Here is a 16,117-nt window from a genome sequence, read left to right as displayed (position 1 = left end):
CCGATGCGCGACACCACTCCGCAGTCCTTGTTCGACCACTGGGCGACCGTGCGCCGGCGCCTGCGCGCCGCCCGCCATCTGGCCGTCTTTCTGGATTTCGACGGGTCGCTCGTCCCGCTGCGCGCGCGCCCGGAAGAGGTGTGGCTGGACGATTCCGGCCAGCGCCTACTGCAACGGCTGGCGCGGCATCCCCGGGTGACGTTGGTCCTGATCAGCGGGCGGCGGCGCGCGGACCTGCGCAGACGAGTGAACGTGCCGGGGGCGCGGTACCTGGGACTGCACGGCTGGGAGCATGGCGACGGCGCCTCGGCCCGACCCGGCACGCGGCGGCTGATGCGCCTGGCGCGCAGGATGCTGGCCGAGCGCCTGCGCGGCTTGCCGGGCATCTGGATCGAGGACAAGGGTCCGGTGTTCGTGGTGCACTATCGCGGCGCCTCGGTCTCCACGGCGCGGCGGGCGCGGCCCATCGTCCGCGAGACCCTGGAGTGGCTGCAACCCGACCTGCGCGTGCTGGCGGGAAGAAAGGTCTGGGAGGTGTTGCCCCGAGAGCTGGGCGGCAAGGGGGTGGCGGTGTGCCGGCTGCTAGAGGAGCTGCCGCGACCGACCCTTTCTATTTTCATTGGGGACGACGTCTCCGATGAGCGCGCGTTCGCGGCGCTGCGCGGCGAACTGACGGTGCGCGTAGGCCGGCCGCGGCGGACGCGGGCCCACTTCCGGCTGCGGAATCCGATTGAGGTGCGGTCGTTTCTCGAAAAGCTGGAGATGGAGATGACCGCCAGGATCCCGGTTGGCCGGGGCAACAGCCGCCGCCAAGAGCATCAGAACAAGAAGCGGGCCCCGGACTCCGTAGAGCGCAGGAATGAACCCCGGTTGCGAGGAGCTTAGCTCAGGATGGCAACCACACTACCCACCACTGTCGGCGCACGGACGGCGCGCACGCCCTTCTACTTCAACTCGGAGTCTCACCTGACGCGCATCGGGCGCGAGCGGGCCACCAACCTGGCGGAACTGCTGGAAAACTTGAAGCGCTGTCCGGATGCTTCCATCTTCCACCACACCTTCCAAACGCTGCGGGAGCATCACTACATCCGTGGCGGGTTTTCCAACGACTTTGCCCAGTGGGTGTTCGCAGCGTGCAACGAGATCGAACTGGCGGAGCGGCTGGCGGCCGTGGACGTGCGTGACTTCACCACCCTGGGGGAACTGCGGGAGCGGATCGTGGCCGCGATCGAGGAGCACCTGAAGCGGAACCCGGCGGCGGCCGTGCGCCCCGCGTTCGAGCCGTTCTATTTCTGCCTCTCGGAGACGGTGGTGACGCCCACGTCATTCGTGGCCGGCAATCTGGAGGAGTTCGCGGAATGCCTGCAGCGGGTGAGCCTGCACAGCATCCATCACCACTTCATCACGGCGCGGCTGCGGCCCCCGCTGACCCGGAACGACTTCTCAACCTGGCTGGAGAAGGACCTGGACCTGGCTTCGTTGGGGGCCCGGTTGAACCGCATCGACATCTACACGGCCACGCTGAACGACGTGCGCGCCAAGATCCTGCAGATGGTGCAGCAGGAAATCGCCAGGAGTGCGCCATGACCCGGCGCAAGCCAGCCGCTCCGAAGCCCGCCGCCAAACAGCGGAAGAGTTCCCCGCCCTCGTCTTCGTCCATTGCTTCCCCATCGCCGGTGGAGGCGCCCGCTCCCCAACCGGCAGAGGTCGTGCGGCGGGAGCGGCGCCGGGCACCGCGCATCTCCGAGACTCCGCCCGCGCCGTCGCCTCCGCCGCGGCTGGACGATTACGAGCCCATTATCGGCAGGCCAGAGCTGGACGAGCTGCGCTTCTTGGCGGCCAGCCTGCGCGGCAAGACGGTGAAGATGGTGAACTCCACGGCGGTGGGCGGCGGGGTGGCCGAGATCCTGAACCGCCTGGTCCCGCTGATGAACGAGGTGGAGGTGCGCACCAAGTGGGAGGTGATCACCGGCGGCAACGATTTCTTCGAAGTCACGAAAGGATTTCACAACGCGCTGCACGGCGCCGACTACAACCTGACCCAGCAGGCGCTCGACGTCTTCCTCATGTACAACGAGCAGAACCGGCAGCGGATGGAGTTCGGGGAGGACCTGATCGTCATCCACGACCCGCAGCCAGCGGGGCTGGTGCGCTCCAAGGAGGCGAGCCACGGGCGCTGGATCTGGCGCTGCCACATCGACCTTTCCAGCCCGCACGCCGGGGTGTGGGACTTCCTGTGCCCGCTGGTGGAACAGTTCGACGCCGCCATCTTCTCCTCGCCGTCCTTTACCCGGCAGCTGAGCATCCCGCAGTATCTTTTTTATCCCTGCATCGATCCGCTGTCGGACAAGAACAAGGAGCTGGAGGAGAGCTACCTGGAGAAGATCTGCGACGACTTTGGCATCGACCGCTCGCGGCCGGTCATCACGCAGGTCTCGCGCTTCGACCGATTGAAGGACCCGGTGGGCGTGGTGCAGGCTTACAAGCTGGCGAAGAAGTATGTGGACTGCCAGTTGGTGCTGGCCGGGGGCAGCGCCTCCGACGATCCCGAAGGCGCGGCAGTCTTGCAGGAGGTGCGGGAGGCGGTGGGCGACGACCCGGACGTCATCATCCTCAATCTGCCGCCGTGGTGCGCGCTGGAGATCAACGCGCTGCAGCGCATCTCGACCGTGGTGGTGCAGAAGTCACTGAAAGAGGGATTCGGGCTGACGGTGACCGAGGCGCTGTGGAAGAGCAAGCCGGTGATCGCCGGGGCCGTGGGCGGCATCCCGACGCAGGTGGTGCACAAGCTGACCGGCGCGCTGGTGCACTCGGTGGAGGGTTGCGCCTACCAGTTGCGCTACCTGCTCACCCATCCCGAGTTTGCCCAGCAGCTGGGAAAGAACGGACGCGAGCACGTAAAGGAGAATTTCCTGATCACTACCAACCTCAAGCGGTATCTGGTGCTGTTTCAAATCATGTTGGGCGTTGTCCAGCCGCGCGGGGCGGCGTAGCATTCCGCCTTCCCACTTTTCCGCCAATCCTGTAGGATTTGCTCTTCCCGAAAACCTCCCAGAGGCGGTTCCATGAAGTCACTCATCCGATGGTTGGCCGGCGCGGCACTGCTCGTCCTGCTGGGCGCTCCCGGCGCGACGGCGCAGAACTTCGACGTCAAGACTCACACCCTGAAGAACGGGATGAAGATCCTGGTGCAGGAAGACCACTCCATCCCCAACGTGGCGCTGTACATCTTCTACCGCATCGGATCGCGCAACGAGCGGCCGGGCACCACCGGGCTTTCGCACTTCTTCGAGCACATGATGTTCAACGGGGCCAAGAAGTACGGGCCGCACGAGTTCGACCGGGTGATGGAGGCGGGCGGCGGCTCCAACAACGCCTACACCTCGAACGACGTCACCGTCTATCAGGACTGGTTCCCGCGGGCGCAGATGGCGGAGATCTTCGACCTGGAGGCCGACCGCATCCGCGACTTGGCCTTCGATCCCAAGATGATCGAGTCGGAGCGCGGCGTGGTGGCCTCCGAGCGGCGACTGTCAGTGGACGGCGACAACGCCGGGCTGCTCTCCGAGCAGCTTTGGGCGGCGGCGTTCACGGCGCATCCCTACCAGTGGCCGGTCGTGGGGTGGATGGTGGACATCGAGAACTGGAAGATGGGAGACCTGCGCCACCACTTCGAGATGGGCTACTCGCCCTCGAATGCGACCATGGTGGTGAGCGGCGACGTCACCGCGGATGAGGTCATCCAACTGGCGGAGAAATACATCGAGCCCATCCCCTCGCACGACCCGCCACCCAAGGTGACCACCGCCGAGCCGGAGCAGCTCGGTGAGCGGCGCGTGGTGGTGCGCAAGTTCGCTCAGCTCCCCATGGTGATGATGGGCTACCACGTCCCGCAGACCGACAGCGGGGACTTCTACGCGCGGCAGGTGCTGCAGACCATCCTGTTCACGGGCGAAAGCTCGCGCATGTACCAGCGTCTGGTGGACAAGGACCAGCTGGCCCTCTCCATCGACGGCAGCTCTCCGTTCGCCTTCGACCCAACGTTGTTCGAGATCGATGCCCAGCCCAAGGCCAACGTGGATCCGGCGGCGGTGGAGAAAGCGGTGTACGAGGAGCTGGACAAGGTGAGCGCGCAGGGCGTGACCAACCAGGAGTTGGAAAAGGCAAAGAACATCCTGCTGGCCCGGTTCTACCGGCAAATGAAGACCATCAGCGGGAAGGCCAACACCCTGGGCACCTACGAGGTTTTCTTCGGCGACTACCACAAGTTGTTCGACGCCGCCGAGCAGTACAACAAGGTGACGAAAGAGTACGTGCAGCGGGTGGCGAAGCAATACTTCACCGCCAAGAATCGCAGCGTGGCCACGCTGGTGCCGGAGCCGGAGGAGGGGAAGAAATGACCAGGGCTAAGGGCCTCACACGCAACCGGCTTCTCTCTTTGGCAATCTTGGCGGTCGTCACCCTGCTGGCAGTGCCGGCGAGCGCGCAAACCGCGGCGGGATCGGCGCTGAAGCTCCCGGCCTACAAGAAACTCATCCTGAAAAACGGCCTGACCATCCTGCTGATGGAGCAGCACGAGGTCCCCATCGTCAGCTTTAGCTTCATCGTCAAGACGGGCGCGATCGCCGACCCGGAGGGCAAGGACGGTCTGGCGTCGCTGACCGCCGGCCTGCTGCGCAAGGGCACGAAGACGCGCACGGCCGACCAGGTGGCCGCGGATCTGGACTTCATCGGCGGCCAATTCGACGCGGACGCCAGCGCCGACTACACCTCGGGCTCCGCCGAGTTCCTGAAGAAGGACCTGAACCGGGGACTCGACCTGCTGGCCGACGTGCTGCTGAACCCGACCTTCCCCGAAGCCGAGGTCACGAAGATGCTGGCGCAGCGCATCGATGGCATCAAGGCGGATAAGGACGAGGCGCGCGGCGTCATCGGAAGCTACTACCAATCCTACCTCTACGGGAAGCATCCCTATGGGCGGCCCACCGACGGTGACGAGAGTTCGCTGACGCGTATCCAGCGAGCAGATGCGGTGAAGTTCTTCGAGACCTACTACGCGCCGGGAAACACCGTTCTGTCGGTGGCCGGAGACTTCTCCACTCCAGAGATGGAGAAGCTGCTGGCGCAGCGCTTCAGCGAGTGGAAGGCGCGCCCGGTACCGGCGGCGTCCCTGCCGGAGCCCGCGCCCTTCCACGGCAAGAAGCTGCTGCTGGTGGACAAGCCGGATTCCACCCAGACCTTCTTCCAGATCGGGAACCTCGGCATCACGCGCAACAATCCCGACCGGGTGCAGATCGAGGTGGTGAACACGCTCTTCGGCGGGCGCTTTACCTCCATGCTGAACTCGGAGCTGCGCATCAACTCGGGGCTCACGTATGGCGCGCGCTCCAGCTTCGACCGGCGGCGCGTGCCGGGGCCGTTCGTCATCTTCTCCTTCACCAAGAACAAGAGCACGGAGCAGGCGCTGGACATGACGCTGGAAGTCCTGCATCGCCTGCATGCAAAAGGCTTTACCGAGGAGGAGTTGAAGTCGGCGAAGGAATACATCAAGGGGCAGTTTCCGCCACGCATCGAGACCTCGGACCAACTGGCGCGGCTGATGGCGACGCTCGCGTTCTACAACCTCGACCAGACGGAGATCGACGGCTACTACCGCCGCATCGACGCCATGACGCTGGCCGATTCCAAACGGATCATCGGGCAGTACTTCCCCGAGGACAACCTCGTCTTTGTGCTCATCGGGAAGGCGGGCGAGATCCAGGCCGTGGTCAAGAAGTACGCGCCGAAGATGGACACCAAGTCCATCACCGAGCCGACGTTCTAGCGTTCCAGGCCGGGCTACTTCTTCTTCTGGCTCTTCTGGCCGGACATGGTGAGGCCGAAGTCCGAAGGAAGCGAGCGGAACTGGACTTCGCGGGACTTGGCGGTGGTTTTCTTGTCGGCGCCGGTCTCGTAGCGGGTGACGGTCCCCTCCAGGACGTAGTACCCCTCGTTCCCGGCGGTCTTGCCCTCCCCGCGCCGCACCCTGCCCTTGAACTCGAACCACACGCCGTGGATCTTGGTGGTGGTGAAGCTGATCTCATCCCCGGTGAGCGAGGACTTTTCGATGAGGTGCTGTAGCTGCACGCTCTTATCGCCCTCGGTCTCACCATAGCGGGTGAGGTAGCCGTCCAGCTTCCCATCCCGCACGTTGATCTGCAGGTCCTCGTCCTCACGCAGGAAGGTGTAGGTGCCGGAGAAGTCCCCGACGGATGCGCTGGGACTGCTGGCAGCGGAATGCTTGGGAGAGCCGGCCTGGGCCAGCGCCGCGACGGTCAGCAAAAGCAGTGCCGTGAACAGGGTCTTGAGGCTTGCAGTCATAGCTTGGGGACCCCTCTATTAAATCACGGCGGGTAGCGCCTCGAACAGGCCGGAAGGGCAACGACGGAAGGAACTTCCCCTTCGGCTTCGCTCAGGGCAGCTCTGCCGCTCCAGGGCCGGGAACGGCAAGGGTGGGGCAACCCGGTCCCAAAGTGGGGCAGCCCCGTCCCAAAGAGGCTACGAGCGGCGGCTTGGAGGCGAGGCGGCCTGCGGTTTTCCTACGCTATAATCGCGCCTATGCGGCCCGCCGGCCGCCTGGTGTGAGCAATGGGCGAAGGCGCTGCCCCAACCCGCGACCCCTCCGCTCTGCCCCGCCCTACCTCCGCTCGCATGCCGCGTCTACTGGTGGAGCTGGAGCCCTGGAGCAAGACCTTCCGGGAGAACCTGGGCGACCTGGTCTTGCGGCGGGAGCAGCCGCCGCTGCACCTGGCCTTCGCTCCCGGAACTTTCTGGAAGGACGTCCTCGTGCCCACGCCGCTGCCCATGCGCGGCCTGGGGCAGTCCGCGGCCGGCCACGCGCTTTTGCTGGCGGTGCTGTTCGGCCTCTCAACCCTGTCTCTCGCCCGCCGGAACGCGCCAGTCACGGCCATCCCGGAGAGGACCATCACCTACTACGACGTCTCCGACTACCTTCCGGCGCTCAACTCGGGCAGCGCGCCCGCCAGGGTGGCGAAGAAGGGCCAGCCGGAGTACAACAAGCAGCCCATCATCTCCCTGCCGCCGAATCCGGACAACTTCTCGCAGACCATCGTGGACCCGACCACAACCAGAATCCTCTCCCAGAACGTGCCGCTGCCCAACATGGTGATCTGGACTCCGGTGCCGGCGCGCATGCCGGTGGCGGCGACGGCTCGTTCCGCGGGACAGTTGAAAGTTCCCATGATGGCGGTGACGGTGGCGCCGGCGCCGCCGGACGTCACCAAGCGCAACCTGGCCGACATGCGGCTGCCCAAGCTGCCGGAGGCGGCGGTGATCGTAGCTCCGCCCGATATCGCGGCGCTGGAGCGCAAGGTGGGAGACATCTACATCGGGCACATCGAGCCCACGGTAGGCGCGCCGAAGCTTCCTGTGGAAGAACAGCGGGCCGTGGCCGGGAACAAGGAAGGCGCCGACACGGCGCCTCCGGCGCCCACCACCCAGGGAGCGGGCAGCGGCATGCAGGCCATGGGACAGTTGATCGCGCTGGGGATCCATCCCACCATGCCCACGGGGCCGGTGACCATGCCGGAGGGCAGTCGCAGCGGTCAGTTCGCGGCCACTCCCGAGGGCAAACCGGGCGCGCCGGGAACGCCGGACGTGGCCTGCTGTGGCAACGGGCCGGGCGGGACGGGAACGGGCGGCGCGGGCGGCCCAGGAAGCGGCTCGGGGGCCGGGAATCCCTCCGGCGTCTACGTGGGAGGACCGTCGAACGCGGGCATGGTGGCGATGATCGCCAGGAATCCCTCGCAGGGCGGGATGCCGGGCCAGGGTGGACCGGGCTCGGGTGGCTCGGGAAACGGCCGGGGCGGCGGGATTGGCACAGGCTCGGACGGCGGCCGTGGACTAGATTCGGGCGCGCCCGGATCCACCGGGCCCTCGACCATCATCGATCGCAGCGGCACAGGGAAGATCGAGGACGAGGTCTTCGGGCCCAAGCGCTATTACTCGATGACCATCAACATGCCCAACCTGAGCTCGGCGGGGGGAAGCTGGATCATGCGTTTCGCGGAGCTGGCGGAGAATCCCAGCCCCGGCGAGTTGAGCGCACCCGTGGTCACCAGCAAGGCGGATCCGGGCTACCCGGCGGAGTTCATCCGCAAGCGCATCGAAGGGACGGTCACGCTTTACGCCGTCATCCATCGCGACGGCAGCGTCACCCAGGTGCGGGTGCTGCGCGGCATCGATGACCGGCTGGATGAGAACGCTCGCGCCGCCCTCGCTCGCTGGCACTTCCGTCCCGCCACCAAGAATGGCGCCCCGGTGGAGCTGGAGGCGGTGATCTTCATCCCGTTTGCCGTGCGCAAGACGCCGTTCTAGACATCCGTCTCACGCCACGGCACTTCCAGATCGACAAGCAGGTCCCTCCACTCGCCCTCAGTCCGGTCGCCAAGGCGACATCCCTCGGGCTCGGTCGGGATGACAAATCCAAAGGAATTCGTCCGCGGTCAGGAAGCCGCCGCGGCGGGCACTCCAAGTAATTTGCCAGCAGTCAGGAAGCCGCCGCGGCGGTGGAGCGGCCGCCCTGCACGTATTCGTAGAGGGTGGGATTGACGCAGACCTCATAGTAGCGGCGGTCGGTCCAGCGCTTGAGGGAGAACTCGCGCGCGTCGATGAAGGCGATGCGGCCCTCGCGCACCACCAGCCGGTGGAACGCCCCGGAGGCCACCGGCACCATGCCGCTGTACAGGCGCACCACCTCCTTGTCCCAGAGGGTGGGGATCTCCAGGTCGTGGGACTGCAGGGAGATCTCCTGGGTCAGCTTGGCGAAGGCGGCCTCGTTGATGTGAATGCCGCCGATGTTGTAACGCATCAGGAACTCGTCGGGCATGCCACCGGTGTCGGCGTCCTCGACCGTCTGGAAGGAATAGACGTTGAAGAGCGTAGGAGTGGCGGCGAGGTGCTTGCGCGCTCCCTTGGTGCAGGAGGAGAGGCGGTCGCTCTCGTTGACCGCGGGTGAGATCATGATGCGGGTGGAGCCATCCATCAGGTACATGGGGGGGGAATCCTCGAAGGCGATGCCCATGCCCAGTTCCAGAGTCGGCAGGCCGGCCTTGCGCGACTGCTCGTTGTAGGCCGAGACGATCTCGGTGATCTCCTTGGCCAGCACGCAGGTGCGGGCCACCCCGAAGCCCGCCTCCCCTTCCCTTTCGAACAGCGCCAGGATGACGGCGTCGCCCTCGATGAAGACCTTGACGGCACCGTACTTGGGCAGCAGCTTGTTCACGTGGTCATAAAAGTTCAGGCTGAAGTAGGAAGCGGGGTTCAGCCCGCGCTCGAACAGGCTGCGAGTCATGGCGGTGGATTCGCGGATGTCGGCCTTCAGGATGACGTGGCGCAGCACCCGGTCCTCGGCCGGCCGCTGCTCCTCGGAGAGCGGGAACTCGTAGAGAGTGTTATTGATGGCGGAAAGCTGGCGCAGCTTCTCGTTGCCGATGACGTTGACGCTATCCAGGGCGGAGTTGATGGCCTCCAGGCGGCGCAGGTCGCGGTGGTAGCGCATGAAGTCGTTGAGGAAGCGTCCCGCCATCTTGGCTCGCTCCGCGCCTTTGCAGCTCCCCATGCGCTTGACGGCGGAGTGCAGAGCGTCGGGAGAGATCTTGCCATGTCCCTCGAGCAGGGTCTCCACGCGCTTGCGTTCGGTGCGGGAGATGAGGGCGTTCTTGAGCTGCTGCGCGTTGATGGGAGGCGAGTACTGGGCCAGAAGGGGAACAGACTCATAGGAAGCGACCACGTTGTCCATGACGGCCCCGCGCTCCAGAGCCTCGAGCCAGGCCGCCAGCAGCGCCTTTTGCCCCTTGCCGCGCGGGGTGGATTCATCCGGCGCGCCGCCGGCCACCAGCTCCTGGGCATTTTCGGGGGCGCTGAGGTAGGCGTCGAGCGCGGCCTCCTCTCCGCCGTCCGAGGTGAGGTTCAGGGACTTGAGGAAGCCCAAGGCGATCTCCAGCATGATGTGGAAGCGGTCAGGGTCGCGCTCGAAGTTGCCCAGCATGACGTAGTGCTCGGCATTCAGGTAGTCGTCGCGGCCGTCCTCGGTGAACAGCAGCCGGTTGAGGAAGAGGTCGTAGGCGCTGGCGCCGGCCTCGCCGAAGAGCGAGCGCCGCATCTTGCTGAGCGTCTCCTTCTCGATCTCGCGCAGGGTCTCGAACAGCTCCTGTCCGGCGCGGCGTAGCACCGCACGCTTGCTCACCTGGAACTGCGCGAAGCGCTCGCGCAGCTCCACCCCCCTCTGCTGCGCCGTCTGCCGCGGACCTTCGTAGCTCTTCAGCTTGGCGCGGCAGCGCTCCATCACCTGGGCGAACTGCGCCGACAGTTCCGTCCGCTGGAACTTGAGGACGGCGAGGCGCGCCAGCAGGTCCAGGGAAAGATTGCCGTCCGCCTTAGCGCGGTTGACCGCCATCACCTGCAGGTCAGCCAGCATGCGCTTGAAGTCGGCGGGGTCGGCGGTCTTGAGCGCCTTCATCTTGTCGCTTGCGCCCACCTGGCCGGGGCCGCCGACGGGGCTACGCGAGACGAACGCATCTTCCGCCACTAACTCCTCCACGTTCCCGTACTTGGTGATGAGCTTGGCAATGTGCAGGCGGGCCACCTCGGTGAAGCGCGGGCTGAGGAAGACGTCGTGCCGCACGTTGTCCACGCCGGTGAGGAGGTTCTCCAGGGCGATGGCAGGCGTGTAGGTGGTCAGGCTGAGCTCGCGGGCGTGGTCGGCGAGGTTGCCGCGTTGTAGGAAAGGAAAGCGTGCCATAGGGACCCGTGGGGCCGGGCGGCCGCCAAGCGGAAAAATGTATCACATCCGGGATGCCGGGCCAGCACCCGGTGGTGCATCTCCTTTGGGTGATTTCCCGGACTGAAACCGCCCGCCGCGGCTAGGGAGTGCCCGACTGGCTGGCCTTGCGGGCGGCCTCGAACTCGTCGCCGGGCTGCCAGCCGATCGAGCCCGCTTGCGAGGCAGCCTTCCACCCCAGCGCGAAGCCGAAGCGCGCCATCTTGGCGTCCCCGGTGAAGTCCATCTCCGGATGGTATTCATCGGAGGGCTGGTGGTAGCGCTTGGCCGTGTACTCCTCGGCCTGCTGCTGGCCCCACTCCTTCGGGTGCCCCTTGAACTTCTCCCCCTCGTTGACGGAGAAGGCGGGCACGCCCACGCGCGCCAGGCTGAAGTGGTCGGAGCGATAGTAGTGCCCGGCCTCGGGACGGGCGTCGGGGCGTATGACCAGGCCGAACTCCCGCGCCGTGGCCTTCACCACGGGATAGAAGGTGGTGCGCTCCGAGCCCACTAGCTCGGCTTCCTCCGGCTCGCCCAGAGGGGGGACGTCGTCGAAGTTCAGGTCGAGCATGATGTCCTTGGCCGGGATGGGCGGCTTCTGGCCCAGGTACTCGGAGCCGCGCAGTCCCTGCTCCTCGGCGGTGACGGCAGCGAAGAGGATGGAGCGCCGCGGCTTCTGGGATGAGGAGGCGAAGGCGCGCGCCAGCTCCAGCAGGATGCCGCAGCCGGTGGCGTTGTCGGCGGCGCCGTTGTAGATGTTGTCGCCCGCCTGCCCGGCGCGGATGCCCAGGTGGTCATAGTGCGCGGTGTACAGCACAGCCTGGGCGCGCAGCTTGGGATCGGAGCCGGACAGCATGGCGACCACGTTGCTCGACTGCACGGGGCGCACCTGGCTGTCGATGTGCGCGCGCAGCCGAAGCGAGAGCGGGATGGGACGGAAATCGCGCGACTTGGCTTTTTCCATCAGTTCTTCGAGGTTCAAGCCGGCGGTGGCCACGGCCTTGTGCGCGACCTCCAGTTGGATCCAGGAGGCGGCCTGCAGCCGAGGAGCCTGGGTACGAATACTGGAGCGCTCGCCCGACCAGGAGTTGCGCACCACGTCCCAGCCGTAACTGGCCATCTCCGTCTTGTGAATCAAGATGACGGCGACGGCGCCCTTGCGGGCCGCCTGCTCGTACTTGTAGGTCCAGCGGCCGTAGTAGGTGAGGGCGCGCGCCTTGAAGAACTTTTCGTCCGTCGAGGGCGGCTCGTTCACCAGCATGAGCAGGACCTTGCCGCGGACATCGGCGTCCTTGTAGTCGTTCCACTGGTACTCGGGGGCATCGATGCCGTAGCCAACGAAGACAATCTGGGCGTCGATTTCGGCCACTTTGTTGAGGCTTTCGTCCATGGCCACGAAGTCGTCGCTCATCTTGAGCTTCATCGCCTCGCCATGCTCGGGGATGATGGTGAAGGTGGTATCGGGCAGCGTGGTCACGCCCACCAGCGGGACCTTCTGCATGTAGGAACCGTTGTCACCTGCCGGCTTGAGACCGTAGAGGGCGAACTGGGTGGCAATGTATTCGGCGGCGACATCGCCGCCGCGCTGGCCGGTGCCGCGTCCTTCGAGTAGGTCGTGGGAGAGGAAGCGGACGTGCGCGCGGATGCGCTCCGGATCGATGGACTTCATGGCCGCCGCCGCAGCCGCAGGCAGAGCCGGGGCGGATGCTTTCGGGGCCGCGGCGGGCTTGGCCGCCTTCTCCTGCGCCGCTGCTCCCACCGCCAACAGAAGTACAAGGAATGCCATGGCCAATCTGCGCATGCAATCACTCTCCGGAAGAGAAATAGAAATGCAATCCATGATTCTACGCGAAGGGGTCAGTGCTGCGCTCTCCCCGTGCCATGATGCCGCAGCACCTTGCCTGGGCGCGCGCCGGTGACCTGACCCTGCTCCACCACCCACTGGCCGGCGACCATCACGCCAACGATGCCGTCGGGCGGGGCGTCGGGACTCTCGACCGTGGACGCGTCGCGCACCTGCGCCGGATCGAAAAGCACCAGGTCGGCCCAGTAGCCGGGAGCGATGCGCCCGCGGTCGGCGAGGCCGAGCTGCGCGGCCGGAAGCGCGGTCATCTTGTGGATGGCGGCGGCGAGCGGGAGCACCTTCTGGTCGCGCACGTAGGGACCCAGGATGCGGGGAAAGGCGCCGGCGCTGCGCGGATGCTTGCCGCGGATCTCGCCGTCGGTGCAGAACATGATGCGGGGATGGGCCAGGAACCAGCGCAGGTCGTCCTCGACCATGGAGGTGCCGAGGATGTCGTCCTCACGCGACTTGCCGTCGGGACCGGGCATGGTCTCGCGCACGATGCGCATGAAGGCTTCGGCCGGAGCCACCTGCCAGTGGTCGGCGAATTCCTTCAGCGTCTTGTTGGAGAGCTCGAGGTCGGGCTGGTAGCGGGTGAAGCGCAGGTTCTCCGCGCCGCCGTTCTCGGCGATGGCCTTGGCGACTTTTTCGGGATTGAAGTAGTCGCGGTCGAGCACGATGACGCGCAGCTCCGACTGCCAGAAAGTGTAGGGATAGACGTCGGCCTTCAGGTCCACGCCTTGCGTGCGCGCCAGGCGGAAGATCTCCGGCATCTTGCTGCGGGCGAGATGCCAGTTAGGCGTGGTGGCAAGCTTGATGTGCGAGATCTCCACCGGAACGTGGGCGCGGCGGCCGATCCCGATGGCTTCGCGGAAAGAGTCGAAGACGCCGTTGCCCTCGTCGCGCACGTGCGAGATGTAGAAGCCGCCGTAGCGATGCGCCACCTTGGCCAACTCCACCAGTTCGTCGGTGGTCGCGAAGTGACCGGCGTCGTACTCCAGTCCGCTGGAGAGGCCGAAGGCTCCGGCCTGCATCTCCTGATCCAGCAACCCGCGCATCTTTTCCAATTCGGCGGCGGTCGAGGGGCGCAGCAGGTCTTTGTCCCTGCCCATCGCCTGCTCACGCAGCGTGCCGTGTCCGGCCATGCTGGCCACGTTGAGCGCGGGCGGAGCCTTTTCCAGGCGGCCCAGGAAATCGGCGAGCGGATAGGGAGAGGCGCCGTCCTGCCCCACCAGTACGGTGGTGATGCCCTGGCGGATGACGTTGTCAGCGGTGGGCAGCTCGAGGATGCGGGCGTCGGCGTGGCTGTGCATGTCCACGAAGCCGGGCGCCAGCGCCAGGCCGTAGACGTCGCGCACGGCTTCGCCGGGGCGGGGCTTCAGATGCGGGGCGACGGCGACGATGCGCTCGCCGTCAATGCGAACGTCGGCGCGGAAGCCCGGGCGCCCGGTGCCGTCATAAACCACGGCGTTCTGGAGGAGGAGTGTCCCGGCGGAGGCGGCGCAGGAGAGCACCGTCAGGAGTGCCAGCCAGCGAAACGCGGTCTGTAGGATTCTCATGCGAGTGTGATTGCTGACGCCGGCCCGCGACCGCGGGCTAGTTGAGAGACCCTCAACCGGGCTTGAATTCGTCCACCTGCTCGCCGGACTTGAAAAGCTTCGCAGCAGCGACGCCACAGGCTTGGGCGACACGCGCGTTCAGGTCCTCGAGGTCGCGCTTGCTCCAGCCCACGATCGAAAGCTCGATCTTGCCGCCGGGCGCGATGAGGAAGATGGTCGGCACGTTGGTCAGCCCATACGCGTTCGAGGCCAGGTAAGCGCTGGGGTCGTCGAGCAGCAGTGGAAAGGTGATGCCGTACTCGCGCGCGAAGCCGGCAGTTTCTTTCTTTTCGTTCTGCGACACGCCCACCAGCGTCACCGGGCTGCTGGGGTAGGCCTTGAAGATGCGTTCCAGATACGGAAAGGCGTACTGGCAGACAGGACAACTGATCTTGAAGAAGGCGGCGACGACCGGGCCCTTCTTGCGAGCCTCGGCCAGGGAAATCTTCTCCCCGTTCATGCCGTTCAGCGCGAAGTCGGGGGCGCTAACGCCGGCGTCGAGAGCTGTCATGTTCCCTCCTCCGCTCTAATTCTAAACGAGGAGGTTGGAGCGGCGCAGGATCTTGCGGGCGAGTCCGGTGAGCGGCAGCCGCGGCAGGCGTGAGAGGCGGACCCAGCTTCCGTTGGCTTGACTGGCGCGCGCCGCGCCTCGCAGGACCGTGACCCGGTAGTCGGTGTCGGTGATGGAGTGGCGCAGTCGGAAAAGGACGGCGGGCTTCCGGCCCGAGGCGCCATTCCGGGACGGGGTTTGCGGCAGCTCCCACATCCGGGGCATGAGCGAAGCGCCCGGGGCGCGCCGCGTGAGCAGGACGGAGTCCTTGCGGGCGGCGAGCGAGAATCTGACCTGCTTCTTCTTCGAGCGTGGCAGCGCGACCCGGCCCGGCGCGGCGCCGCGCGTGCGGCACCAGGCGAAGACTGGACAGCGGTCGCAGCGGGGCGCGCCCGGCAGGCAGACGGTCGCGCCCAGTTCCATCATGGCCTGGTTAAAGTCGCCGGGACTGTGGCGGCTGAGGAGCGATTGTGCCTGACTCCAAAGCTCGCGCTCGGAAGCCGGTGCACCGGAGAGCCGTCGGAGGACGCGGGCGACGTTGCCGTCCACCACCGCTTCCGGCCGACCAAATGCGATGCTCGCGATAGCGGCGGCGGTGTAGCGGCCGATGCCAGGCAGCGCGCCCAGCTCTTCCGCGCTGCGCGGGAAGCGGCCACGCCGCTCGCGGACGATCTCTTTAGCAGCGGCGTGAAGGCTGCGGGCGCGCGCGTAGTAGCCCAGTCCGCTCCAGGCGGCCAGCACGGAGGACTCGCGCGCCGCGGCGAGTTTTCTCACTTTGGGAAAGCGCCGCAGAAAGTCTTTGTAGTGGGAGAGAACGGCCGCCACGCGCGTCTGCTGCAGCATGATCTCGGAGACCCAGATGCGGTAGGGGTCGCGGGTATTGCGCCAGGGGAGGCCGCGGCGATGGCGCCGGTACCAGCGAATCAGGCGCGCGCGAAAGCGGCGGCGAGCGGCCTCTGCGGTGCCGGCAAAAAGATTCATGACCCTTCCGCCCCGCATTCTATACTTTGCCCGTGCCGCCCTCCGGGAAGCTCCCTCAAGAGACTCGCAGGCCGGAAGCCCAAAGAAGCGGGCGGCCGCTGTTCGCGCTCACCATCTTCCTCAGCGCCTTTCTGCTCTTCCAACTCCAGCCGCTGATGGGCAAGTACATCCTGCCGTGGTTCGGCGGGGCCCCGGCGGTGTGGACCACGTGCATGCTCTTCTTCCAGGCGCTGCTGCTGGCGGGATACGGCTACGCCCACGGGTTGGCGCAACGCGCCAGAAGGCGCCAGGGAAGGGCCCACCTGGCGGTGCTGGCGGCTTCGGCA

General features: G+C 66.3%; 13 protein-coding genes. 7 read left to right on the top strand and 6 right to left on the bottom strand.

Annotation, left to right across the window (positions count from 1 at the left end):
* Nucleotides 1-3: 3 nt before the first annotated feature.
* From otsB to VGQ94_01845, 5 genes are all read left to right on the top strand, one after another.
* Nucleotides 4-885, top strand: a complete 882-nt coding sequence (otsB, locus tag VGQ94_01865) for a trehalose-phosphatase (GenBank protein ID HEV2021253.1) — start codon at nucleotides 4-6, stop codon at nucleotides 883-885.
* A 6-nt stretch (nucleotides 886-891) separates the two neighbouring features.
* Nucleotides 892-1,587 (top strand): DUF5752 family protein, encoded by a 696-nt coding sequence (locus VGQ94_01860; GenBank protein ID HEV2021252.1) that lies wholly within the window; start codon nucleotides 892-894, stop codon nucleotides 1,585-1,587.
* Nucleotides 1,584-2,993, top strand: coding sequence for a glycosyltransferase (locus VGQ94_01855; GenBank protein ID HEV2021251.1), 1,410 nt, complete (start codon nucleotides 1,584-1,586; stop codon nucleotides 2,991-2,993). Before VGQ94_01860 ends, VGQ94_01855 begins: the two co-directional genes overlap by 4 nt.
* Before the next feature lie 72 nt (nucleotides 2,994-3,065).
* Nucleotides 3,066-4,400 carry a pitrilysin family protein gene (locus VGQ94_01850; protein ID HEV2021250.1) on the top strand — a complete coding sequence of 445 codons (1,335 nt, stop codon included), beginning with the start codon at nucleotides 3,066-3,068 and terminating at the stop codon, nucleotides 4,398-4,400.
* Entirely contained in the window at nucleotides 4,397-5,824 is a 1,428-nt protein-coding gene (locus VGQ94_01845; GenBank protein HEV2021249.1) for a pitrilysin family protein, read from the top strand. The genes VGQ94_01850 and VGQ94_01845 overlap by 4 nt, the downstream gene beginning before the upstream one ends.
* A gap of 14 nt (nucleotides 5,825-5,838) precedes the next feature.
* Here VGQ94_01845 and VGQ94_01840 read toward each other — a convergent pair whose 3' ends face one another.
* A complete protein-coding gene (locus VGQ94_01840; GenBank protein HEV2021248.1) occupies nucleotides 5,839-6,360 on the bottom strand; it encodes a hypothetical protein in 522 nt (173 codons plus the stop codon).
* A 330-nt stretch (nucleotides 6,361-6,690) separates the two neighbouring features.
* Between VGQ94_01840 and VGQ94_01835 the strand changes: the two genes are divergently transcribed.
* Nucleotides 6,691-8,376, top strand: coding sequence for a TonB family protein (locus VGQ94_01835; protein HEV2021247.1), 1,686 nt, complete (start codon nucleotides 6,691-6,693; stop codon nucleotides 8,374-8,376).
* Nucleotides 8,377-8,548: 172 nt separating this feature from the next.
* On the opposite strand, the gene VGQ94_01830 is transcribed toward VGQ94_01835, so the two are convergent.
* The 5 genes from VGQ94_01830 to VGQ94_01810 form a co-directional block, all read right to left on the bottom strand.
* Nucleotides 8,549-10,801: a hypothetical protein gene (locus VGQ94_01830; GenBank protein ID HEV2021246.1), complete on the bottom strand. Its 2,253-nt coding sequence runs from the start codon at nucleotides 10,799-10,801 to the stop codon at nucleotides 8,549-8,551.
* A gap of 121 nt (nucleotides 10,802-10,922) precedes the next feature.
* Nucleotides 10,923-12,605, bottom strand: a complete 1,683-nt coding sequence (locus VGQ94_01825) for a M28 family peptidase (GenBank protein ID HEV2021245.1) — start codon at nucleotides 12,603-12,605, stop codon at nucleotides 10,923-10,925.
* Between the two features lie 71 nt (nucleotides 12,606-12,676).
* Entirely contained in the window at nucleotides 12,677-14,221 is a 1,545-nt protein-coding gene (locus VGQ94_01820) for a D-aminoacylase (GenBank protein HEV2021244.1), read from the bottom strand.
* Between the two features lie 52 nt (nucleotides 14,222-14,273).
* A complete protein-coding gene (locus VGQ94_01815) occupies nucleotides 14,274-14,771 on the bottom strand; it encodes a TlpA disulfide reductase family protein (protein ID HEV2021243.1) in 498 nt (165 codons plus the stop codon).
* Nucleotides 14,772-14,792: 21 nt separating this feature from the next.
* Nucleotides 14,793-15,791, bottom strand: coding sequence for an A/G-specific adenine glycosylase (locus VGQ94_01810; protein ID HEV2021242.1), 999 nt, complete (start codon nucleotides 15,789-15,791; stop codon nucleotides 14,793-14,795).
* A gap of 32 nt (nucleotides 15,792-15,823) precedes the next feature.
* Between VGQ94_01810 and VGQ94_01805 the strand changes: the two genes are divergently transcribed.
* Nucleotides 15,824-16,117, top strand: a 294-nt coding sequence (locus VGQ94_01805; GenBank protein HEV2021241.1) for a hypothetical protein, incomplete at its 3' end; no start/stop codon positions are given.

It is taken from the genome of Terriglobales bacterium (genome assembly GCA_035937135.1).
Taxonomy (GTDB): domain Bacteria; phylum Acidobacteriota; class Terriglobia; order Terriglobales; family Acidobacteriaceae; genus DASYVL01.
This window is presented reverse-complemented; position numbering and strand designations above follow the sequence as displayed.